The sequence below is a fragment of the Rhodococcus sp. ZPP genome (genome assembly GCF_017656075.1).
Lineage (GTDB): Bacteria > Actinomycetota > Actinomycetes > Mycobacteriales > Mycobacteriaceae > Rhodococcus_F > Rhodococcus_F oxybenzonivorans.
This window is the reverse complement of record NZ_CP058638.1, coordinates 1,751,769-1,773,052: the sequence shown is the minus strand read 5'-3', so window position 1 is coordinate 1,773,052 and position 21,284 is coordinate 1,751,769. Positions and strand designations below refer to the sequence as shown.

16 protein-coding genes and 1 pseudogene are annotated in these 21,284 nt (G+C 65.3%); 5 read left to right on the top strand and 12 right to left on the bottom strand.

Annotated features, from left to right (window positions below; all coding sequences use genetic code 11):
- The first annotated feature begins 35 nt into the window (after window positions 1-35).
- Complete coding sequence (gene lpdA, locus HYG77_RS08425; protein ID WP_109327712.1) at window positions 36-1,439, top strand: dihydrolipoyl dehydrogenase; 1,404 nt, start codon at window positions 36-38, stop codon at window positions 1,437-1,439.
- 61 nt (window positions 1,440-1,500) lie between these two features.
- On the opposite strand, the gene HYG77_RS08420 is transcribed toward lpdA, so the two are convergent.
- Window positions 1,501-1,914, bottom strand: coding sequence for a helix-turn-helix domain-containing protein (locus HYG77_RS08420; protein WP_109334924.1), 414 nt, complete (start codon window positions 1,912-1,914; stop codon window positions 1,501-1,503).
- A gap of 117 nt (window positions 1,915-2,031) precedes the next feature.
- Between HYG77_RS08420 and HYG77_RS08415 the strand changes: the two genes are divergently transcribed.
- On the top strand, window positions 2,032-2,889 hold the full coding sequence (locus HYG77_RS08415) for an SDR family oxidoreductase (RefSeq protein ID WP_208962391.1): 858 nt from the start codon (window positions 2,032-2,034) through the stop codon (window positions 2,887-2,889).
- A gap of 10 nt (window positions 2,890-2,899) precedes the next feature.
- Here HYG77_RS08415 and atzF read toward each other — a convergent pair whose 3' ends face one another.
- The 3 genes and pseudogenes from atzF to HYG77_RS08400 all read right to left on the bottom strand — a co-directional run bounded on the left by atzF (window position 2,900) and on the right by HYG77_RS08400 (window position 9,807).
- Entirely contained in the window at window positions 2,900-4,651 is a 1,752-nt protein-coding gene (atzF, locus tag HYG77_RS40935; protein WP_208963323.1) for an allophanate hydrolase, read from the bottom strand.
- 93 nt (window positions 4,652-4,744) lie between these two features.
- Window positions 4,745-8,203: pseudogene (uca, locus tag HYG77_RS40930) on the bottom strand (urea carboxylase); the annotation flags it as partial.
- A 167-nt stretch (window positions 8,204-8,370) separates the two neighbouring features.
- Complete coding sequence (locus tag HYG77_RS08400; RefSeq protein WP_109327718.1) at window positions 8,371-9,807, bottom strand: TIGR00366 family protein; 1,437 nt, start codon at window positions 9,805-9,807, stop codon at window positions 8,371-8,373.
- A 162-nt stretch (window positions 9,808-9,969) separates the two neighbouring features.
- On the opposite strand from HYG77_RS08400, the gene HYG77_RS08395 reads away from it, so the two are divergent.
- Window positions 9,970-10,587 (top strand): GyrI-like domain-containing protein, encoded by a 618-nt coding sequence (locus tag HYG77_RS08395; protein WP_208962390.1) that lies wholly within the window; start codon window positions 9,970-9,972, stop codon window positions 10,585-10,587.
- 28 nt (window positions 10,588-10,615) lie between these two features.
- On the opposite strand, the gene HYG77_RS08390 is transcribed toward HYG77_RS08395, so the two are convergent.
- From HYG77_RS08390 to ramB, 8 genes are all read right to left on the bottom strand, one after another.
- Entirely contained in the window at window positions 10,616-11,149 is a 534-nt protein-coding gene (locus HYG77_RS08390) for a carboxymuconolactone decarboxylase family protein (protein WP_109327720.1), read from the bottom strand.
- Between the two features lie 105 nt (window positions 11,150-11,254).
- Entirely contained in the window at window positions 11,255-11,953 is a 699-nt protein-coding gene (locus tag HYG77_RS08385; protein ID WP_109327721.1) for a GntR family transcriptional regulator, read from the bottom strand.
- The gene (gene urtE, locus HYG77_RS08380; RefSeq protein ID WP_208962389.1) at window positions 11,953-12,666 is read right to left on the bottom strand and encodes an urea ABC transporter ATP-binding subunit UrtE; all 714 of its coding nucleotides are present in this window, start codon (window positions 12,664-12,666) and stop codon (window positions 11,953-11,955) included. The genes HYG77_RS08385 and urtE overlap by 1 nt, the downstream gene beginning before the upstream one ends.
- Entirely contained in the window at window positions 12,653-13,498 is an 846-nt protein-coding gene (gene urtD, locus HYG77_RS08375; RefSeq protein ID WP_109327725.1) for an urea ABC transporter ATP-binding protein UrtD, read from the bottom strand. Before urtD ends, urtE begins: the two co-directional genes overlap by 14 nt.
- The gene (urtC, locus tag HYG77_RS08370; protein ID WP_109327727.1) at window positions 13,495-14,613 is read right to left on the bottom strand and encodes an urea ABC transporter permease subunit UrtC; all 1,119 of its coding nucleotides are present in this window, start codon (window positions 14,611-14,613) and stop codon (window positions 13,495-13,497) included. Before urtC ends, urtD begins: the two co-directional genes overlap by 4 nt.
- A complete protein-coding gene (gene urtB / locus HYG77_RS08365; protein WP_109327729.1) occupies window positions 14,610-15,494 on the bottom strand; it encodes an urea ABC transporter permease subunit UrtB in 885 nt (294 codons plus the stop codon). The genes urtC and urtB overlap by 4 nt, the downstream gene beginning before the upstream one ends.
- Window positions 15,495-15,534: 40 nt before the next feature.
- Window positions 15,535-16,788: an urea ABC transporter substrate-binding protein gene (urtA, locus tag HYG77_RS08360; protein ID WP_208962388.1), complete on the bottom strand. Its 1,254-nt coding sequence runs from the start codon at window positions 16,786-16,788 to the stop codon at window positions 15,535-15,537.
- Window positions 16,789-16,999: 211 nt separating this feature from the next.
- Window positions 17,000-18,412: an acetate metabolism transcriptional regulator RamB gene (gene ramB, locus HYG77_RS08355; RefSeq protein ID WP_109327734.1), complete on the bottom strand. Its 1,413-nt coding sequence runs from the start codon at window positions 18,410-18,412 to the stop codon at window positions 17,000-17,002.
- 538 nt (window positions 18,413-18,950) lie between these two features.
- Here ramB and aceA point away from each other — a divergent pair.
- The gene (gene aceA / locus HYG77_RS08350) at window positions 18,951-20,240 is read left to right on the top strand and encodes an isocitrate lyase (RefSeq protein ID WP_109327738.1); all 1,290 of its coding nucleotides are present in this window, start codon (window positions 18,951-18,953) and stop codon (window positions 20,238-20,240) included.
- Between the two features lie 125 nt (window positions 20,241-20,365).
- Complete coding sequence (locus tag HYG77_RS08345) at window positions 20,366-21,262, top strand: 3-hydroxybutyryl-CoA dehydrogenase (RefSeq protein WP_109327740.1); 897 nt, start codon at window positions 20,366-20,368, stop codon at window positions 21,260-21,262.
- The last annotated feature ends 22 nt before the right edge of the window (window positions 21,263-21,284 follow it).

The following is a 21,284-nucleotide window of genomic DNA, read 5'->3' as shown; positions in this document are numbered from 1 at the left end:
GACACCGAATCCGGACGGGACTACCCTGAACAACCGTGACCTCACACTATGACGTCGTTGTCCTCGGAGCCGGTCCCGGTGGGTACGTCGCTGCTATCCGCGCGGCACAGCTGGGATTGAGTACCGCCATCATCGAGCAGAAGTATTGGGGTGGTGTGTGCCTGAACGTGGGCTGCATCCCCTCGAAGGCTCTTCTCCGTAACGCCGAGCTTGCGCATCTCTTCACGAAAGAGGCCAAGCTGTTCGGCATCACCGGTGAAGCCTCCTTCGACTTCGGCGCCGCCTACGACCGCAGCCGCAAGGTCGCGGAGGGGCGCGTCAAGGGCATTCACTTCTTGATGAAGAAGAACAAGATTCCCGAGTACGACGGCAAGGGCACCTTCACCGACGCCAACACCATCGAGGTGGCACTGACCAAGGGTGGCACCGAGACGGTGACGTTCGACAATGCCATCATCGCGACCGGTTCGACCACCAAGTTGCTGCCGGGTACCTCGCTGAGCGAGAACGTCGTCACCTACGAAGAGCAGATCATGACCCGGGATCTGCCGGGTTCGATCCTCATCGTCGGGGCCGGGGCGATCGGCATGGAGTTCGGGTACGTCCTGAAGAACTACGGCGTGGACGTGACCATCGTCGAGTTCCTCGACCGGGCGCTGCCCAACGAAGACGCGGACATCTCCAAGGAAATCGAGAAGCAGTACAAAAAGCTCGGCGTCAAGGTCAAGACCGGCGCGGCGGTGCAGAGCATCGACGACGACGGCAGCAAGGTCACCGTCTCGATCAAGGACAACAAGAGCGGCGAGATCGAGACCGTCGTGGTCGACAAGGTGATGCAGTCGGTCGGCTTCGCCCCCCGCGTGGAGGGCTTCGGTCTCGAGAAGACCGGTGTCCAGCTCACCGATCGTGGTGCCATCGGGATCACCGACACGATGCAGACGTCGGTGCCGCACATCTACGCGATCGGTGACGTGACGATGAAGCTGCAGCTCGCTCACGTGGCCGAGGCGCAGGGTGTCGTGGCGGCCGAGACGATCGCCGGCGCCGAGACGCTGCCGATCGACGACTACCGGATGATGCCGCGCGCCACGTTCTGCCAGCCGCAGGTGGCCAGCTTCGGTCTCACCGAGCAGCAGGCGAAGGACGAGGGCTACGACATCAAGGTGGCGAACTTCCCGTTCGCCGCCAACGGCAAGGCGCACGGCCTCGGTGACTCCACCGGCTTCGTCAAGCTCATCTCCGACACCAAGTACGGCGAGCTGCTCGGCGGCCACCTCATCGGCCCCGACGTCTCCGAGTTGCTGCCCGAGCTGACCCTCGCGCAGAAGTGGGATCTCACCGTCAACGAGCTGGCCCGCAACGTGCACACCCACCCCACCCTGAGCGAAGCCCTGCAGGAGGCCATCCACGGCCTCGCCGGACACATGATCAACTTCTGATCCACGACAGAAAACGAGGCCCGCACAGAAACTGTGCGGGCCTCGTTTCGTGTATGCGGGCCTAGTTCTGGTCGGTCCGGCGTTCGGCGTACTTCTGCTGCGCCGCCCAGACTTCGGGCATTCGCGACTCGACCAGTTCGATCAGGCCGACGAGACGCCCGGCGATCTCGGCACCGAGTGGTGTCAGGCTGTATTCCACCTTCGGGGGTATCGCCTCGAGTACGTCGCGGACCACGAGTCCGTCTCGTTCGAGCGCCTGGAGGGTCTGCGACAGCATGCGTTCACTGACTCCGTCGACACGTCGGCGTAGTGCGCTGAAGCGGTAGTTGCCCTCGGCCAACGCCGCGAGCGCGAGCACACCCCATCGGCCGGTGACGGTCTGCAGGGTTTCGCGAGAGGTGCACCCGCGGGCGAAGACGTCGGCTTCCAGGGTGGCGTCTGCGCCGGCGCGCGGTGTCTGTTCGAGCTCGGACATGCTCACCACTCTACCCCTCATCCGAGAAGTGCTTACCGCTACGCTTGCACTTACAAATAGTTAGTGCATAATGGAACATGCGCGCTTGAAACAACAACCCTCACGCTAGGAGTTCCCATGACCATCGCCGTCACCGGTGCAACAGGACATCTCGGCCGCCTCGCCGTCGAGGCTCTTCTCGACAACGGCACCCCCGCCGGGGAGATCGTGGCGCTCGTTCGCACACCGGCCAAGGCCGCCGACCTGACCGACAAGGGCGTCGACGTCCGGCAAGCCGACTACAGCGACCGCGCCGCGCTCGACAAGGCGCTCGGTGGTGTCGACAAGCTGCTCCTCGTGTCGGGTTCCGACGTCGGGCAACGAGTAATTCAGCACGGCAACGTCATCGACGCGGCGAAGGCAGCCGGTGTCGGGTTCATTGCCTACACCAGCGTCCTCGATGCGCAGAAGAGCCCGCTCGGACTGGCTGCCGAGCACCGCGCCACCGAGGATCTGCTCGACGGGTCCGGGATCGACTTCGCCTTGCTGCGGAACGGCTGGTACTGGGAAAACTACCTGGGCGCTGTGGCAACGGCCCGGGAGGTGGGTTCCTTGTTCGGCAGCGCAGGAAACGGCATCATCGCCGGTGCCGCGCGCAAGGACTACGCCGAGGCGGCCGCCGCCGTCCTGGTCGCCGACGGGCAGGCGGGAGCGGTGTACGAGCTCGGTGGCGACGAGCGGCTGACGTACGAACAGCTGGCCGAGGCCTTCTCCGCGGTGGTCGGTAGCCCGGTGTCGTACAAGGACCTCCCGCAGGACGAGTACGCCGCCCTGCTCGAAGGCGCCGGCTTGCCGGCACCGGTGGCGCAGATGCTCGCCGATTCCGATGCGGGAGTAGCCACCGGCGCCCTCGACACGCAGAGCGGCGATCTGCAGAAGCTGATCGGCCGCCCGTCGACCCCGGTGGCCACCGTCCTCGCTGTGAGTACTTCTTAACCGCCCGCTGTTAAGAAGTACTCACGGGACGCGAAGCGGCAAGGTAGGCCACCCAACTACCGAATTCGGTGATGTCCGTGGCCCCGTCGGCCGCATCGTGGGTGCAGCTGAAACCGACCACGGCGCGGCCGTCGGACAGTTCCACACTCGTCAGTGCCATCGGCGCCGGAAGTGCCGCCAGGAATCGTCCCAATCCGGCGGGGGAGACTCGGAACAACTCTCCGACGATGGGTGCGCCCGCGCCGGGGCCCCGGCGCACCAGCCCGGGTTTGGGGGGTGTGGTGGCAAGTGCGGTGAGCCGGTATGCGTCGGTGGTGGTGACGGTGTCCACGAAACGGGCACTGAGGTCCTCGAGTTGGAAATGGAGAGGCTGCCCGCGCAGGTGGGCGCCGAATACGGCGAGCTCGACACCGTCCTCGACCAACGCCGGCGCGGGAACACCGGTGAGTCGGGCAGCGAGGTCGACGGCCACCTGATCGGCGAACCCGGGCACCACGAACATCACCCCGAACGGCTCACCCGCGGCCGTAGGCACGCCGGGTACCGCGACGGCCGCCATGTCGAGCAAATTGCAGAAGTTCGTGTATGTACCCATTCGCCGGTTGATGTCGATCGGGTCGGCCTGGACCGCGGCGATCGTCGGGTGCTCGGTGGTGGTCGGCAGGAGCAGCCCGTCGAATCCGGCGAGGAGATCCCGGGTCTGTGCCTTGACGCGAACGAGGGTGTCGAGGTCGGCCACCAACTCGTGCCCTGCCGGCCGCCTCGCGGACCCGACAATGGCGGTCACCACCGGATCCGCCCCGGCGGGCGCCGTGTCGAGGAACCGCCCGACGGCGGTGTACCGTTCCGCGACGACCGCACCGTCGTAGAGCAGCCGGGCAGCGTCGAGCAGTGGGGAGATGTCTACCGCGTCGACGCGAAAGCCTTTGTCCGTCAGCAGCTGAACCGTGTCGTCGAATGCTCGCCGGTAGTCGGGGCCGAGCGCGGTGAGGTCCTCGTCGCGCGGGATGGCGACCCGTGGCTGCGCGGGTGCCGCCAACCTGACGTCGGCCGGCCAAGCCCGGCTGCGCGGGTCCCTCGACGCCGGCCCGGCCATGATCCGGGCTGCGGCGGCGGCGGTGTCGAGTTCGGTGGCGAACACGGTGACGCAGTCGTAGTCGACACAGGCGGGGACGACGCCGTCCGCGGGGATCACACCCAGCGTGGCCTTGATACCGACGAGACCGTTGAAGGCCGCAGGCACCCGACCCGATCCGGCGGTGTCCGTGCCTATCCCGATGTCGGCGATGCCGAGGGCCACGGCGACGGCCGAGCCGGAGCTCGAACCACCGGACACCCGCTCGGGGTCCCACGAGCAGCGCACCGCCCCATAGGGACTGCGCGTGCCCACCAGGCCGGTGGCGAATTGGTCGAGGTTCGTCTTCCCGAGGACGATGGCACCCTGATCGACCAGTCGGCGGACGGCGGTCGCGGTGCGGTCGGGCACGTAGGCGAACTCGGGACACCCCGCGGTGGTGGTCATTCCCGCGACATCGATGTTGTCCTTGACTGCCAGGATCTGCCCGGCCAGCGGGAGGTCCTCGCCTGCAGTGATTCTCGATTCGATGGCGGCCGCGTCGGCATAGACGTCCTCGGCGGGCCGAAGTGTGATCCAGATTTCCGGGCGGTCCACCGCGGCGATCCGCCGGAAGGCGTCGTCGACGCGTTCGGTGGGCGAGAGGGTAATTTTGGTGGGCCCCAGCTTGCTGGCATCGACACTCACGCTCATCAGTTCTCTGCTCCGATCACGAAGAGGGGGGGCGCCGGGCTCGACGATCGATCCCGGTGAAACAAGCACTTGCAGAACCCTTCCGGAGGCGGTTGCAGGCACCGGCATCTCCAGTTTCATGGCTTCGAGCACCACGGAGTTGTCGCCGAGCCGGACCCGCTGCCCGACCTCGACCTCGACTCGCCACACGCTGCCCACCAGCGGAGCTTCGACGACGACCGCACCGGGTGGCAGGTCGAGGGGCGGCTGTTCGGGGAGAGGTGGCGGTTCGACACGGTCGTATTCACCGGACACACGCCACGCAGACTTCTCGGCGTCGAAAGCCGCCGACTGCCTGCTGTTGAACGCTGCGATCGACTCGGCGTTGTCGGTAAGGAACTTCAGGTGATCGGCGAGTGCGAAGGTGCCCTCGGAGATCTCCGTATCGAACCGCCCCGCCACAGCCTGCTCGCGGTACTTCCGCAGTTCCTCCGGGGTCACCGGTTCCCAGACGATGCGGTCGAAGAACCGGAACATCCAGGGTGTGCCCTCGTCGAAGGGGCGGTGCTGCCGGTAACCGGACCAGATGGGTACCGTGCGGCCGATCAACTGGTAGCCGCCCGGCGACTCCATGCCGTAGACGCACAGGTACTTTCCGCCGATGCCGACGGCGTCGGACGGCGTCCAGGTGCGTGCCGGGTTGTACTTGGTGGTGACCAGGCGGTGCCGGGGGTCGAGTGGCACGGCCAGCGGCGCACCGAGGTAGACGTCACCGAGCCCGAGTACCAGGTACTCGGCGTCGAACACGGTGTCGCGCACGTCGTCGACACTGCCCAACCCATTGATGCGCCGGATGAATTCGGTGTTGGAGGGCAGCCAGGGAGCCTCGTCCCGGACGCCGCTGCGGTAGCGGTCGATCGCCTCCGCGATGGAGGGGTCGTCGAAGGACAACGGTAACCGGACAGTTCGGCTCGGGACGACCAGGTCGTGCGTGGCGGGCAGCAGTTCCTCGATGTCCTGCAGGATGTCGAGTAGGCGGCCACCGGGGAGGACGTCCGGGTCGAAATGCAGGTGCAGCGACCGCACCCCCGGGGTGATGTCGATGATGCCGCGCACCCCGCGTCGGATCAACTCTTCCGACAGCGCGTGCACCCGCATCCGGAGTCCGAGGTCGAGTTGCTGTTCACCGTATTCGACGAGGATGTTGTCGTCCCCGCCGCGAAGGTATGCCACCGCGGGGCGGTCCAGTACGGGCCCGGTTCGCCCCAGAACGCCTCCGTCGGCCTTGGCGGGAGTCCGGACATTTCGCGGAACATCCAGAGCGCGAGAGGAATCGGATCGCCGAAGTTCGTGCGCATCGGATTCGGACACCGCCACGAAGCGCACCCGGTCACCCGGCCGGATCTGCCCCAGCTTCCACCGGTGGGCGCTGATGACGGTGAGCGGGCAGGCGAAGCCACCGAGACTCGGGCCGTCGGGACCGAGGAGGATCGGCGTGTCACCGGAGACGTTGAGGGCACCCACGCTGTACGGGTTGTCGTGCAGGTTCGACGGGTGGAGTCCCGCCTCGCCGCCATCGGTCCGCGACCAGGTGGGTTTGGGTCCGTCGAGGCGGAGACCGGTGCGATTGGCGTGCGCCTGCACTTTCCAGGTGGTGTCGTAGAACTGCGCCATATCGGATTCGGTGAAGTACGACGGCGCAGACTGCGGACCCTCGGTGACCGCCAGATGCCACAGGTGAGTGCAGTGGGGACGCGACTCCTTCGGAACGGGGTGTGGAGTGCCCAGGTTGCTGGTGTCGTCGACGAGTCCGAGTACGTCCCCGGTGGCAACTGCCTTACCGGTGATGCCGCCGAAACCACCGAGCGGGAAAGTGGAAGCGCTGCCGTGAAAGAGCGGTGCGTCGATGCCGCCGTGGACGGCGAGGTACGTGCGCAGACCGGTGTCGGTGGGACTGCCGATGTCGAGAACGGAACCGGCGGGCACCTCGACCGGCTCCCACAACGGGACGGCGTCGCCATCGATCGTGACCGGTGCATCCGCGCCGCCGACACAGATCAGGGTGGCATCGGAGAACTCGAGTCGCGGACCCTGCAGGGTGCATTCGAGGCCCGGCGCCCCGGCGGGGTTGCCGACGGCGGAGTTCACGAGCTGGAACGAAAGGTCGTCCATCGGTCCGGACGGCGGAATGCCGACGCTCCACAGCCCGGTGCGGCCCGGATAGTCCTGCACGGTGGTCATCGTCCCTGCCCGGAGGACGTCGATACGACGGCCCGTCGAACGGAAGTCGGTGAGAAAGCCGGTGGTATGGATGGCGTCGAGAACGTCTGCGGCAGAACAGATTCGCCGCAGCTGCGGCAGGTTCGTCTGAATTCCGTAGATGTGCGTGTCGGACAGGGCCTCGGCCAACGCGGCGAACGCACCCGTGCGCCGATGCCCGCGAGTGATCACCTTGGCGAGCATCGGGTCGTAGTACGGGCTCACCTCCGTGCCGGTGTCGACCCACGTCTCCACCCGCGTGTGGGCAGGAAACTCGACTCCGGTGAGCAGCCCCGCGCTGGGGCGGTAGTCGTGGCCCGGGTCCTCGGCGTAGATCCGGGCTTCCACCGCGGTACCGACGATGTCCGGTCCGGTGTCGGGGAGGCCCTCGAGCATCGACGAATCTCCGCGTGCGAGCCGCAGCATCCACTCGACCAGATCGATACCGGTGACTTCCTCGGTGACCGGATGTTCCACCTGCAAGCGGGTATTCATCTCGAGGAACGACGCCTCACCGCGATCCACGTCGTAGACGAACTCGACCGTCCCTGCGGATCGGTAGTCGACGGACGACGCCAGCATGCGAGACGAACTCAGCAATCGCTCGACGACGTCATCGGGCAGTCCGGGTGCGGGAGCCTCCTCCACCACTTTCTGATGGCGCCGCTGAAGCGAGCAGTCGCGTGTGCCGAGGCTGAGGGTACGTCCGAGGCCGTCACCGAAAACCTGCACTTCGATGTGCCGCGCCCGGGCGACGAAGCGTTCGAGGAACACACCCGAAGACGAGAAGTTCGCCTCGGCCAGCCGCTGGACGCGGTCGTACGCTTCCGCGAGGTCGCCGGCGTCGAAGCAGGCCTGCATACCGATTCCGCCGCCACCACCGACTGCCTTGATGATTACCGGGTATCCGATATCCGAGGCTGCGGACAGCGCTGCATCCACCGAGTCGAGGAGGCCGCTGCCCGGTACGAGCGGAACCCCCACGGCTAGAGCCTTTTCCCGGGCGGTGTGCTTGTTTCCGAAAATTCGGAGCTGTTCCGGTGTGGGACCCACGAAGGCAATGCCCGCCGACTCGGCTGCGGTGGCGAAGGCGTCGTTCTCGGAGAGGAACCCGTACCCGGGATGGATTGCGCCCGCGCCGGTGGCCAGCGCAGCCTCGACGACGGCATCGGCGCGTAGATACGACTCGGCTGCGGGGGCGGGTCCGAGTCGCACCGCCATGTCGGCCATCTCGACGTGCGCAGCCGCCGCATCGGCGTCGGAATACACCGCCACCGTCTTGAGTCCCAGAATGTGCGCCGAGCGCATGATGCGACAAGCGATCTCGCCCCGGTTCGCTACGAGGAGCGTGTCGAACGAGTACTCGACCGGCGGCGTATTCATCCCTGTGGACATGCTTGTATACGCTAAGGACGTCGTGTTGCGCGGAGATTTCTCGCGGTAAAGCGTGGGTTAGTAGAACCTCTCGCGCGCCGTCATGGCGTGGGTATTACCGGCGGCACGTAGTCGAAGGTCATCCCGAGTAGCCACACCAGGAGCAGAACCACCGGCAGGTGGAACATGAACTGCAGGAAGGTGAATCCCACGAGGTCGCGGGCGCGCAGCTTCAGCACCGCCAGGAGCGGCAGCATGAAGAACGGGTTGACGAGGTTGGGCAGTGCCTCGGCCACGTTGTAGATCTGAACCGTCCAGCCCAGGTTCATCTGGACGTCGGTGGCCGCCTGCATGACATACGGGGCCTCGACCAGCCATTTTCCGCCACCGGAGGGGACGAAGACCCCCAGCACCACGGTATAGAGGGCGATGACGACCGCGAAACTCCCGCCGCCCCCGATGTTCGTGAAGAACTCCGCAAGGTGTTCCGAGATGGTGAGACCCCCGTTGCCCTCGGCCTCGGTGAGAATCGCTGCCATCGCGGCATAGAGGGGAAACTGGACGAGAATACCGGCCGTGGCCGGCACGGCGAGATTCACAGCTTGCAGGAACTTGCGGGGTGTCCCGTGCAGCACCAGTCCCAGCATGAGGAATACCAGCAGATATCCATTCAAACTGCTGACAACGGTGAGCACCGGCTTCGTGACGAGCTGAGAGACCAACCATCCCAGCGTCATCAGGGCGGCGAGGACCGGCAGGATACGGCTGTACTCGAGCCACTCTCCCGGCCGCGAGCGCGGCGCCACCTCGGCCGGCTGGTCGTCTATATCGACATCCAGTTCTTCGGCAGTCTTGATGGCGGAACCCCTCGGCGCGGAGAAATGCGCGATCGCCACGGTCAGCGCGGTGATAATGGCGCACATGAGCAGCGACTGCCACGTGAAAATCGTGTCACCGAAGTCGAGGACGCCGGTGATCTTCAGCAGTGCCGGAGGCAGCGAGGTGGCAGTGGCCTGCAGTTGCGCGGCCGAAGAGGACATGCCGAGCGCCCACACGGCGCCCAGTCCCATGAAGGCCGCTGCGCCGAGCGCGCGATAGTCCACACGTAGATCGGTCCGGCGGGCGATCGCACGGGCCAGGAGACCACCGAAGACGAGACTGAGTCCCCAGTTCAGGAAGGACACCGACATCGACAGGAATGCAACGACACTCACTGCACTGCTTGCGGTGCGCGGCACGGTGGCCAGCCGGTCGATCAGCCTGGCGACCGGTGGAGAGGTGGCCACGACATATCCGGTGAGTACCACCATGGCCATCTGCAGGGTGAAAGCAGTGAGATCCCAGAAGCCGTCACCGAAAGCATCGACGACCGCGTGCGGGGAGGAACCGTTGGCCAGAGCGGCGACGGCCACGAGGACGACACCGGCCAGCGCGAAAACGTAGGCGTCCGGAAACCACTTCTCGGTCCAGGCGGCGAGTGACTGGGCGACCCGTGCCAGTCCTCTTTCGGAGCTGGTTTCCTGGGCGGTGTCCGTCATTCGTCGATTCCCATCTGTGCGATGTCCACTCGTTCGAACTGTGACGCGGTGCGTCACGCTCAATCGGTGAAGTATCGATGCAGACTTCAGCGCAGACAAGGCAGACATACGCAGACACCGACTGCAGAAATGCAGAAATGCAGAAACAGGAAAGGCGTCACCGTGGACAAGTACGACTGCAAGAAGGAGCGGAAGCGGCTCTACGCGCCGAGCACCGGAGGGTTCGCTCTGGTCGACGTCCCGGAGTTGACCTATATCGCAGTGGACGGACATGGTGACCCGAACACCTCACCCGAGTACGCCGCGGCCGTCGAGGCGCTGTATGCCACCGCTTACACGATCAAATTCGCCAGCAAAATCGCCCACGGTCGCGATTTCGTCGTCGGTCCGCTCGAAGGTCTGTGGCGTGCCGCCGACCCACGCAGCTTCATCACCCGCGACAAGGACAGCTGGGACTGGACCATGATGATCGTGCAACCCGACTGGATCACCACGGCCGACATCGAGGATGCACGGTCGGCGGTCGCCGCCAAAAAGGAGCTTCCCGCTCTCGATCTGCTGCGCCCGCTCACGTTCATCGAAGGCGTAAGCGTGCAGATCCTGCACCTCGGCTCCTACGACGACGAGGCGCCTACCCTCGCCCGACTACACGACGAGTTCATGCCCGAGCACGGACTGGTCTTCAACGGCGATCATCACGAGATCTACCTCAGCGACCCCCGGCGGACGGCACCGGCGAAACTCCGGACGGTTCTCCGGCAGCCCGTCCGCCCGGCGTAGCGAAGGGGTGTGAACCGGACCTTGGCGTCTACGTGTAGTCCCGCTCGATCCGCAATGTGCCGATGGTCGTGGCCAGCGCGTCGTATTGCGTGACCAGAAAACAGAACTCGATCAGCTGGCGGTCGTCGAAGTGGGCGCTGAGCGCCGACCACGCGGCATCGTCGAGATTGTCGGTGGTGACGAGTTGGTCGACGGCCGTGAGGATGGCGCGGCGGCGCACATCCCAGCCCTCGGCGTCCGGACCGTCGAGCACCTGCTGGAGAAGGGCCGGGGTGACGCCGGCGCGGCGTCCGAGACGGACGTGGTGATCCATCTCGTACCCGCACTTCCGCAGATGAGCTACGCGGAGAATGATCAGTTCGGTCTCGTGCCGGGAGATCTTTCCACCGGGCATCAACTTGCTGGAGTAGCGCAGCCACGCCCGGAACAGGCCCCTCGCGCGGCCGACCGTGCTGAACAGATGCGCGTCGGGGACACCGGCGACGGTCGAAAGGATCCGCCACAACACCCAGTTGACCGGTCCGAGCTCCTTCAGACGTCCTGGTGGAATGCGTGCGCTCATGCGACTCCCTTCCGTCGGGACTGTGTTACCGAGCGGTAGCAAGACGCTAGCACTAGCTCGGCTTCTCGGTCGAGAAAAGGGAGCCCACGCGAGGGAAACGCGGTCTCAATCCCGGACGGCCCACGCCATCCGCGCCAGCGAAAGCGCCTGTTCGGCACGTTCGATCACCACTTCTCGCGACTCGCTGATGTGCGCCAGCAGGGTGTCGTAGGCGGCATCGAGTTTGCGATCCAGCGTCAGTTCTGCCACCGAGATGTGCTCGTCGATGGTCGCAGTCATGCGGTCGGGGGTGAGGTAGTCGAACATCCGCACCGGTCGTACCTTCGCATTCACGTTGACGAGGGCGTCCGACAACGCTGTGTTGCCCGCGGCCCGCAGAAGAACGATGTGGAACTGCTCGTCGAGTGCCACGAACCCGGCGTCGGGCTCCGGAGTGTCCTTGCGCAGGGCGTACCACTTGTCGAGTTCGGGTCCCAGGACGTCGGGGTCGTGCTGCCTCGACTCGTCGTCTCTGACCCGTGCGATGCCCTGCAGTTCGAGTGTGATGCGGAGTTCGTAGAGCCCGGCGAGTTCGTCGATGCGCGGACGGTACGGAAAGAGCCCACCCACATCGCGTTGCACGAGCCCGTCCGCCAGCAGACGAGCCAGAGCCTCCCGTACCGGCGTCCGGGACACGCCGTACGTCTCGGCGAGGCGTTCCTCGCCGAGGCGCTGTCCGGGCGGAATTCGTCCGCTCATGAGGTCGGTCCGCAGCGCGAGGTACACCTGGTCGCTGAGTGGACCGGCTGATTCTCGGCGAGCCATCAGATGGCCATTGCCGCGCGGACGTCGGACACCGCGGTACGGACGTCGGACTCGGGTGCGGCGCCACCGGCACCCGACGACGTGACCCGCCCCGACTCGAGCACGTAGTAGCGCTCCGCCGATTCGAGCGCGAAGCCGATGTGCTGCTCGACGAGCAGGACGCCGAGCCCGCCCCGACGCGTGAGCTCCATGATCGTGCGTTCGATCTCCGCGACCACGGACGGCTGAATGCCCTCGGTCGGTTCGTCGAGAATCAACATCTTCGGCTCGGTGATGAGCGCCCGGGCAATGGCCAGCTGCTGACGCTGACCACCCGAGAGAAGGCCGGCACGTCGTTCGAGAAGGCCACGCAATGCGGGAAAGAGATCGAGTGCCTCCCCGATGAGTTCCTTTCCGCGCTTGCGGCCGTCGGCAACCACTTGGAGGTTTTCGGCGGTGGTCAGCTGCCCGAACGACTGCTGGCCCTGCGGGACGTACGCGAGGCCGCGCGCCACGCGGGCGCTCGGGCGCAGCGCCGTGACGTCCTCGCCGTCGAACAGCACCCGCCCGGAATCGACCTTGATCAGTCCGACCGCAGCCCGCAGAAGCGTCGTCTTGCCCGCGCCGTTGTGACCCATCACCGCTGCCACGCCGTCCGACGGCACCGTCAGCGAGACCCCGTGGATTACTTCGGTCCGGCCATACCCGGCGCGGATGTCGTCAAGCTCGAGCATCGCTGTCCTCCTTCGAAACCTCGGGCTGCAACTCGGGAGCGGCGCCGGCGGCGGCCGTCCCGAGGTACACCTCCTGCACACGCGGGTCTGCCTGCACCTGTTCGACGGTGCCCTCGCTCAGCACCTTCCCCGCGTGCAGCACGGTCACCGACGTGGCGAACGCGCGCATGAAATCCATGTCGTGCTCGACCACGACGACGGTCCGCTCACCGCCGATGCGGCGCAACAGGTTTCCCGTCTCTTCCCGCTCCTCGGAACTCATCCCGGCAACAGGTTCGTCGAGCAGGAGAACCGAGCAATTCTGCACCAGCAGCATGCCGATCTCGAGCCACTGCTTCTGCCCGTGCGCGAGAATCCCGGCCGGGGTGTCGCGGAGGCTGCCGAGACCCGTGACCTCGAAAGCCTCCTCGATGGCGGGGAGCACCGTCTTGCGGCGGCGCAGCAGGGTGAGTGCCGAGCGGCCCGCACCCGCCGCGATGTCGAGGTTCTGGAGAACCGTCAACTCCTCGAACACACTCGCAGTCTGGAACGTGCGTCCCACCCCGAGCCGGGCGATGCGGTGCACCTTCTTACCGATCAGCTCGACACCGGACTTGGTGACCGATCCGGTCGCGGGGACGAGCCCGGTGATGGCGTCGACGAGCGTGGTCTTGCCCGCACCGTTAGGTCCGATGAGGAACCGCAGATCACCCTGCAACAGAGTGAGATCGACGCCGTCGACAGCCTTGAACCCGTCGAAGCTGACGCGTAGATCGCGCACCTCGAGGTACTCGCTGGACATCCCGGCGTTGCCGCCGAGCACAGGTTCCTTGGACGTGGTGGACGTGGTCATCGCGCCATCTCCATTCGTTCCGTCGACTCCGTGTCGTCCTCCGGTCCGGGCGAGGAAGGTTCGTCTGGGGACGCCTTCTGCCTGCGTTTCAGCAGTGCGAACAGGCCGGCGACACCGGCCGGGAAGAATCCGACCACCACGATGAACAGCAGGCCCTGGGCGTAAATCCATCCGGAGGGGAAGGACTCGGAGAAGGCACTCTGCGCCCACGCGACCCCGATCGCACCCAGAACCGGACCGAGCAGGGTGGCGCGGCCACCGATGGCGACCCCGATCAGGAAGGCGATCGAGGGAACGATTCCGACGTCGGCGGGGGAGATGATGCCGACGATCGGCACGAACAGCGCACCCGCGATCCCGGCGAAGAAGGCGGCGGTCACGTAGGCGACGAGCTTGATGTTCGCCGGGTCGTACCCGAGGAAGCGGACACGCTCCTCCTGGTCACGGACGGCGACGAGCAGTTCACCGTAGCGGCTGTTCATCAGTTGCCGCACGATCGCCACCACGGTGAGGAGAACACCGGCGGCGATGAAGAACAGCATCTGCTTGTTGGCGGGATCGTTCAGGTTGAAACCGAAGAAGGTGCGGAACCGGTTGAGGCCGTTGCTGCCGCCGGTGGTCTGTTGCCCGACGAGCAGGATCGCGAACGCGGCAGCGAGTGCTTGACTGAGGATCGCGAAATACGCGCCCTTCACCCGGCGTTTGAACACCCCGAGACCCAGCGCGAACGCGACGAGTCCGGGGATCAGCAGAATGCCCAGCACCGTCACGACCGGCGACGTGAACGGCACCCAGTAACCGGGCAGGGCGCGGATACCGGCAATCTGCATGAAGTCCGGCACGGTGTCGCCGCGGAGTTCGGCGTCGGAAATCTTCAGATGCATGGCCATCATGTAGGCGCCGAGCCCGAAGAACACGCCCTGGCCGAGGGTGAGCATCCCGCCGCGGCCCCACGCGAGGCCGATACCGACCGCGACGATCGCGAAGCACAGGAACTTCCCGAGCAGACTCAACCGGAAATCACTGAGAACGGCAGGGGCGACAACGAACAGGAGAAGGGCGGCGAGCGCGAAGCCCGCCCACGCACGGTAACGGCCACTCGTCAGGATGCTCATACGAGACTCCTCGTCTTGACGGCGAACAGGCCCTGTGGCCGAACCTGGAGGAACACCACGATGACCACGAACACGATGACCTTGGCGATCGACGCCGTGGTCGAGTACTCGATGAACGAGTTCAGCAGGCCGAGCGCGAACGCGGCGATCACCGCACCCTTCATCTGCCCCAGACCGCCGACCACGACCACCAGGAAGGCGTCGATGAGGTAGCTCTGACCGATGGTCGGGCTGGTCGAACCGATCAGGGTGAGCGCCACACCCGCGACACCGGCGAGACCGGATCCGATGAAGAACGTCGTCACATCGGTACGGCGACTGGAGATTCCACTCGTTTCGGCCAGATCGCGGTTCTGCACGACCGCCCGAATACGACGTCCCATCGACGATCTCTTCAGTGCCAGCGACAGCGCCACCACCGAGGCGACGGCGAGCACGAGGATGAACAGACGTGTCTTGGGGACCACCGCTCCCAGAATCTCCACACCGCCCGAGAGCCACCCCGGTGCGACGACGTTGACTGCCGGCGCACCGAAGATGTCCCGCGCGAGCTGCTGCAGGATCAAGCCCACACCGAACGTCACCAGCAGGGTGTCGAGCGGCCGGTGGTACATGCGTTTGACCAGAGTGACCTCGAGGAGGACGCCCATGGCACCACCCACCACGAAGCCGACGAGTAGAGAGACGAACAGGGATCCGGTGGCGCTCGAGATCACCTGCTGCACCACGTAAGCGGTGTACGAGCCCGCCATGATGAACTCGCCGTGGGCCATGTTGATGACGCCCATCTGACCGAACGTCAATGACAGTCCCAGCGCTGCGAGCAACAGGATGGATCCGATACTCAGCCCGGTGAACAACTGCCCGATCACTACATCCATGGATGCATGTCCTCTCTCCCTCTACTCGTCGGACGTGGTGCTAGCTACCGAGCGACTCGGCCCAGGGGTAGGACGTCAGGTACGGGTCCGGCTCGATCGGGGTGCCGGAATCCCACACCGTGTAGATCAGGCCGTCTCCCCGGATCTCACCGATCCGGGCCGTCTTGCTGATGTGGTGGTTGGAACCGTCGATCGTGACCTTTCCCTCGGGGGCGTCGAACGCCACTCCGTCCGCGTTGGCCTGAATGTCGGCCGTAGCAAACGAATTCGCCTTCTCGACGGTGTTCTTCCACAGATAGACGGAGGTGTAGGCGGCTTCCATCGGGTCCGACGTCGGCTTGGCGGCGCCGTACCGCGCCTTGTACGCGTCGACGAACGTCTTGTTCTCCGGCGAATCGATGGTCTGGTAGTAGTCCCAGGCCGTGAGCTGGCCTTCGATGTTCTGGACCCCGATACCGCCGACTTCCTCCTCGGCGATCGACACCGACACGACGGGCATGTCCTGGGCGGTCAGCCCCACGTTCTTGTACTCCCGGAAGAACGCGACGTTCGAGTCTCCGTTGAGCGTGTTGAACACGGCATCTGCGTCGGCGGAGCGAACCTTGTTGATGATTGTGGAGAAGTCGGTGGAACCGAGCGGCGTGTAGTCCTCGCCCTTGATCTCGATGCCGTTTGCCTCGGCGTAGGCCTTGATGATGCGGTTCGCGGTCTGCGGGAACACGTAGTCGCTGCCCACCAGGTACAGCGACGTGACGCCCTTCTCCTTCAAGTAGTCGAGGGCAGGAACGATCTGCTGGTTGGTGGTGGCACCCGTGTAGAAGATGTTCTTCGAATCTTCGAGACCCTCGTACTGGACGGGGTAGTAGAGCAGGGAATTGTTGTCCTCGAACACCGGAAGCATCGCCTTGCGGCTCGACGAGGTCCAGCCGCCGAAAACCGCTGCGACACAGTCGCTGCTGATCAGCTTCTCGGCCTTCTCGGCGAACACGGTGGGTTCCGAAGCGCCGTCCTCGGCCACGATCTGAATCTTCTTGCCGAGCACGCCGCCCGCGCTGTTGATTTCGTCGACCGCGAGCGCGATCGAATCCCGGACGGTCACCTCACTGATGGCCATGGTGCCGGACAGCGAATTCAACGACCCGACCTTGATCGTGTCCCCGGAGGTGTCCACGCAGGATGCCGCGGTGGACTCCGTGGCCGTGTCGGATGCCTTGCTGCCGCAACCGGTCAGCACGAGCCCGATCGCGGCGAGCGCGATCGGTGCAGCGAGGGCGCGCTTGGAGAAGGTGCGCATGTACGGGCCTTTCCGTCGGAGGAGGTGGGGAACCCCGTATTCCGGAACGGATGTATCCGCCCCACGTATACAGAGGTGTATTCGTGCGGCGAACATTAAGCCGCGGTTGTTGCGCCTGAATGTCTGTCGGTGACGTGTTCGTGTCGCGAATTACAGACGTGTGAACAAGCGCTCACAGGGCCCAGCGGTGCGCGGCGGAAAGTGCAATGCGTCACCGAATGAGGTAGGGGGACACCGAACTGCGGTGTTCGCTGATGTCGAGTTGCTTACCCAGGGGCGGGAACGCCCGTTGTGGGCAGTTGACCCGCTCGCATACCCGGCAGCCGGCTCCGATCGGCGTCCCGGGATTCGACTCGTCGAGGTCCAGTCCGTCGCCGTAGACCAGGCGGTGCGCGTGTCTGATCTCGCAGCCGAGCCCGATCGCGAAGATCTTGGCCGGCTGCCCGTAGCGGGCGGCGCGCCGCTCGACCGTGCGGGCCACCCAGAGGTACCGGCGGCCATCGGGCATCTGCGCGATCTGGTTCATGATCTTGCCCGGGTACGCGAACGTTTCGTAGACGTTCCACAGTGGGCAGGTGCCGCCGCTCGTGGAGAAGTGGAAGCCTGTGGCGGATTGGCGCTTCGACATGTTCCCGGCGCGGTCGACGCGCACAAACATGAACGGGACCCCGCGCAGCTTCGGCCGCTGCAGGGTGGAGAGGCGGTGGCAGACCGTCTCGTAGCTGACCGAGTAGAACGCCGACAGACGCTCGATGTCGTAACGGAAATCCTCGGCGACGTCGTGGAACTGTCCATAGGGCAGCACGGTCGCGGCGGCGAAGTAGTTGGCGAGTCCGAGCCGGGCCAGCGCCACCGACTCGTCGCTGGTGAAGCCGCCCTCCGCCACCATCTTGTCGAGGAGGTCGCCGTACTCCAGGTAGGCCAGTTCGGTGGCGAACTTGAACACCTGCTGCCCGCCCGAAAGGTGCGGCGAGATCTCCAGCACCCGCGACTCGGGGTCGTACCGGTGCAGCACGTTCTCGCCCAGGTCGATGCGGCGAACGATCTGTACGTCGTGCACCGTTTCCAGTCTGCGGGCGATTTCACCACCCACGTCACCGCGGTGGAAACGCAGGCGCGCGGTGAGCTCTTCTGCAGCAGTGTCGAGCTCATGCAGGTAGTTCTGGCGCTGGTAGAAGTAGTCCCGGACCTCTTCGTGCGGCATCGTGATGGAACCGCTGCCGCTGCCGTCGCTGAACCGGTCCTCCGTGGCGGCCGCCAGCTGCGCGGTGGTGTTGCGAAACCGGCGATGCATGTTGACCATGGCCTTAGCCAGGCCTGGATGCGACGCCACCATATCCGCGATCTCCTGAGCGTCGGCGTCGATTCCCATCTCCTGATCGAGGGCAACCTCCCGCATCTCGGCGATCAGGCGAGTGTCGTCCTGGGAGGCGAAGAAGGTGGTGTCGACGCCGAACACCTCGCTGATGCGCAGCAGGACCGGCACGGTGAGCGGCCGGACGTCGTGCTCGATCTGGTTGAGGTAACTGGCGGAGATTTCCAGCGTCTTGGCCAGTGCTGCCTGGCTCATGCCTCGTTCGGTGCGGAGCTGACGCAACCGGGTACCGACGAAGGTCTTCGACATTTCCCCAGCCTACGAACGGTTCGCGGGGTTCGCAAGAGGGGCTTCGCAGCCTTCGCGGGTGCTGCGGTCCGGGATGAATGTACCTTCCAGCGCTGTGGACGCGCCGAAAGGTACATTCGCCCCCCTCGACGCGCGGGGCCGGCCATCGACGCGAGCGCGGTGACAGCCGCGAGCGCGGTATCCGCCCCGATCGGTGATTGCCATCACAACCGGCGCGTCGAGGGGTGCGCGGCGGCGGGGAGGTGCGGGCCGCAGGGGCGCAATTACCTGTGTACGAGGGGTTGCGTGCATTGTGTTCGCGACCTGCGCGTTCTTACTACTGGCGGGTATCTTTCCTCGCCGACAGGGTAGGTCGTGACCCATTCCTTCTTCGCAAAGTTTGCAAGGCTCGATGAAAAGCTAGCGAAGATTGGCAGTAGCAACAGGTAGACGGCACTTTTTGTGTGTGTCATTCTCGATGAGTAACTAGGAAGGGCCTGGCAAGGATGTGAAGCAGTACATCCGTACCGGACCAGCAGATCGAAGAGATGGAGTCTTGATGTCGACCACCGGCACCCCGAAGACCGCAGCTGAGATTCAGCAGGATTGGGACACCAACCCGCGCTGGAAGGGAGTAACCCGCAACTACACGGCGGAGCAGGTCACCAAGCTCCAGGGCACCGTTGTCGAAGAGCAGACCCTCGCACGCCGTGGTTCCGAGATCCTCTGGGACCTCGTGAACAACGAGGACTACATCAACTCGCTGGGCGCGCTGACCGGCAACCAGGCAGTTCAGCAGGTTCGTGCAGGCCTCAAGGCCATCTACCTCTCCGGCTGGCAGGTCGCCGGTGACGCGAACCTTTCCGGACACACCTACCCGGACCAGAGCCTCTACCCGGCCAACTCGGTTCCGCAGGTCGTGCGTCGCATCAACAATGCCCTGCTGCGCGCCGACGAGATCGCCAAGGTCGAGGGCGACACGTCCGTCGACAACTGGCTCGCCCCGATCGTCGCCGACGGTGAAGCCGGCTTCGGTGGTGCACTCAACGTCTACGAGCTGCAGAAGGCCATGATCGCGGCCGGTGTTGCCGGTTCGCACTGGGAGGACCAGCTCGCGTCGGAGAAGAAGTGCGGCCACCTCGGTGGCAAGGTGCTCATCCCCACGCAGCAGCACATCCGCACCCTGACCTCGGCTCGCCTCGCGGCCGACGTCGCGGACGTTCCCACCGTGGTCATCGCACGCACCGACGCCGAGGCCGCAACCCTCATCACGTCGGACGTCGACGAGCGCGACCAGCCGTTCCTGGACGGCACCCGCACCGCCGAGGGCTTCTTCGGTGTCAAGAACGGCATCGAGCCCTGCATCGCTCGCGCCAAGGCTTACGCGCCCTACGCCGACCTCATCTGGATGGAGACCGGCGTGCCGGACCTCGAGGTCGCCAAGCGGTTCGCCGAGTCCGTGCGCAGCGAGTTCCCGGACCAGCTCCTCGCCTACAACTGCTCGCCTTCCTTCAACTGGAAGGCGCACCTGGACGACTCGACCATCGCGAAGTTCCAGAAGGAGCTCGGCGCGATGGGCTTCAAGTTCCAGTTCATCACCCTCGCCGGCTTCCACTCGCTCAACTACGGCATGTTCGACCTGGCCCACGGCTACGCCCGCGAGGGCATGACCGCCTTCGTCGACCTGCAGGAGCGCGAGTTCAAGGCCGCCGAGGAGCGTGGCTTCACCGCCATCAAGCACCAGCGTGAGGTGGGTGCCGGCTACTTCGACAGTATCGCCACCACGGTCGACCCCAACACGTCGACGGCTGCTCTGAAGGGTTCCACCGAAGAAGGTCAGTTCCACTGAGCCTTGTCCACAACAAGGATTCGACCGATCACGGTGTGACCTGATCAATCCCGACCCCCGGGAGGGGCCTGTTCCAGGGCCCCTCCCGGGGCGACGACTCCACTAGACGAAAAGGAGCTGACGACGTGACCAGCGACAAAATTCAGCGCGTCGGCGTTATCGGCGCCGGGATCATGGGCGCCGGAATCGCAGAGGTGTGCGCTCGCGCGCACGTCGATGTTCTGGTGTTCGAGCAGACCCGTGAGCTTGCGGCTGCAGGGCGCTCACGCATCCTGCGTTCGCTCGACCGCGGCGTGAGCAGCGGCAAGATCACCGAACGTGAACGTGAACAGGCGGCCTGGCGGCTGCGGTTCACCTCCGATCTCGGTGATTTCGCGGATCGCCAGCTCGTCGTGGAGGCCGTCGTCGAGGACGAGAAGGTGAAGAGTGACATCTTCGCCGAGCTCGACTCGGTCGTGACGGATCCGAATGCCGTGCTGGCATCCAACACGTCGTCGATCCCGATCATGAAGCTGGGCATTGCCACGAAGTCCCCGGAACGGGTCATCGGGATGCACTTCTTCAATCCCGTTCCGGTGCTTCCCCTCGTCGAGCTCGTGACCACGCTCAAGACGAGCAAGGCGGTGGCCGAGCGGGCCGAGGCCTTCGCGAGCGATGTGCTGGGCAAGCAGGTCGTCCGCTCCGCGGACCGTTCCGGCTTCGTCGTCAACGCCCTGCTGGTGCCGTATCTGCTCTCCGCCATTCGCATGGTGGAGTCGGGGTTCGCCACCAAGGAAGACATCGACAAGGCAACGGTGCTCGGCCTCGCACACCCGATGGGTCCGCTCGCGCTGACCGACCTGGTGGGTCTGGACACGGTCAAGTCCATTGCCGACTCCATGTACGAGGAGTTCAAGGAGCCCCTGTACTCAGCACCGCCGCTGTTGCTGCGCATGGTCGAGGCGGGACTTGTCGGCAAGAAGGCGGGCGCCGGCTTCTACGAGTACGCCGAGAACGGCCGGGCCAGCAAGAAAGCAAGCTAGTAGGTAGGTAGGCGACTACCCT

Bases quoted from the DNA above. Each gene is read 5' to 3' on its own strand.
- HYG77_RS08420 (WP_109334924.1), bottom strand. From the start codon at position 1,914: ATGTCCGAGCTCGAACAGACACCGCGCGCCGGCGCAGACGCCACCCTG.
- HYG77_RS08415 (WP_208962391.1), top strand. From the start codon at position 2,032: ATGACCATCGCCGTCACCGGTGCAACAGGACATCTCGGCCGCCTCGCC.
- HYG77_RS08400 (WP_109327718.1), bottom strand. From the start codon at position 9,807: ATGACGGACACCGCCCAGGAAACCAGCTCCGAAAGAGGACTGGCACGG.
- HYG77_RS08390 (WP_109327720.1), bottom strand. From the start codon at position 11,149: ATGAGCGCACGCATTCCACCAGGACGTCTGAAGGAGCTCGGACCGGTC.
- HYG77_RS08385 (WP_109327721.1), bottom strand. From the start codon at position 11,953: ATGGCTCGCCGAGAATCAGCCGGTCCACTCAGCGACCAGGTGTACCTC.
- urtE (WP_208962389.1), bottom strand. From the start codon at position 12,666: ATGCTCGAGCTTGACGACATCCGCGCCGGGTATGGCCGGACCGAAGTA.
- urtD (WP_109327725.1), bottom strand. From the start codon at position 13,498: ATGACCACGTCCACCACGTCCAAGGAACCTGTGCTCGGCGGCAACGCC.
- urtC (WP_109327727.1), bottom strand. From the start codon at position 14,613: ATGAGCATCCTGACGAGTGGCCGTTACCGTGCGTGGGCGGGCTTCGCG.
- urtB (WP_109327729.1), bottom strand. From the start codon at position 15,494: ATGGATGTAGTGATCGGGCAGTTGTTCACCGGGCTGAGTATCGGATCC.
- urtA (WP_208962388.1), bottom strand. From the start codon at position 16,788: ATGCGCACCTTCTCCAAGCGCGCCCTCGCTGCACCGATCGCGCTCGCC.
- ramB (WP_109327734.1), bottom strand. From the start codon at position 18,412: ATGTCGAAGACCTTCGTCGGTACCCGGTTGCGTCAGCTCCGCACCGAA.
- aceA (WP_109327738.1), top strand. From the start codon at position 18,951: ATGTCGACCACCGGCACCCCGAAGACCGCAGCTGAGATTCAGCAGGAT.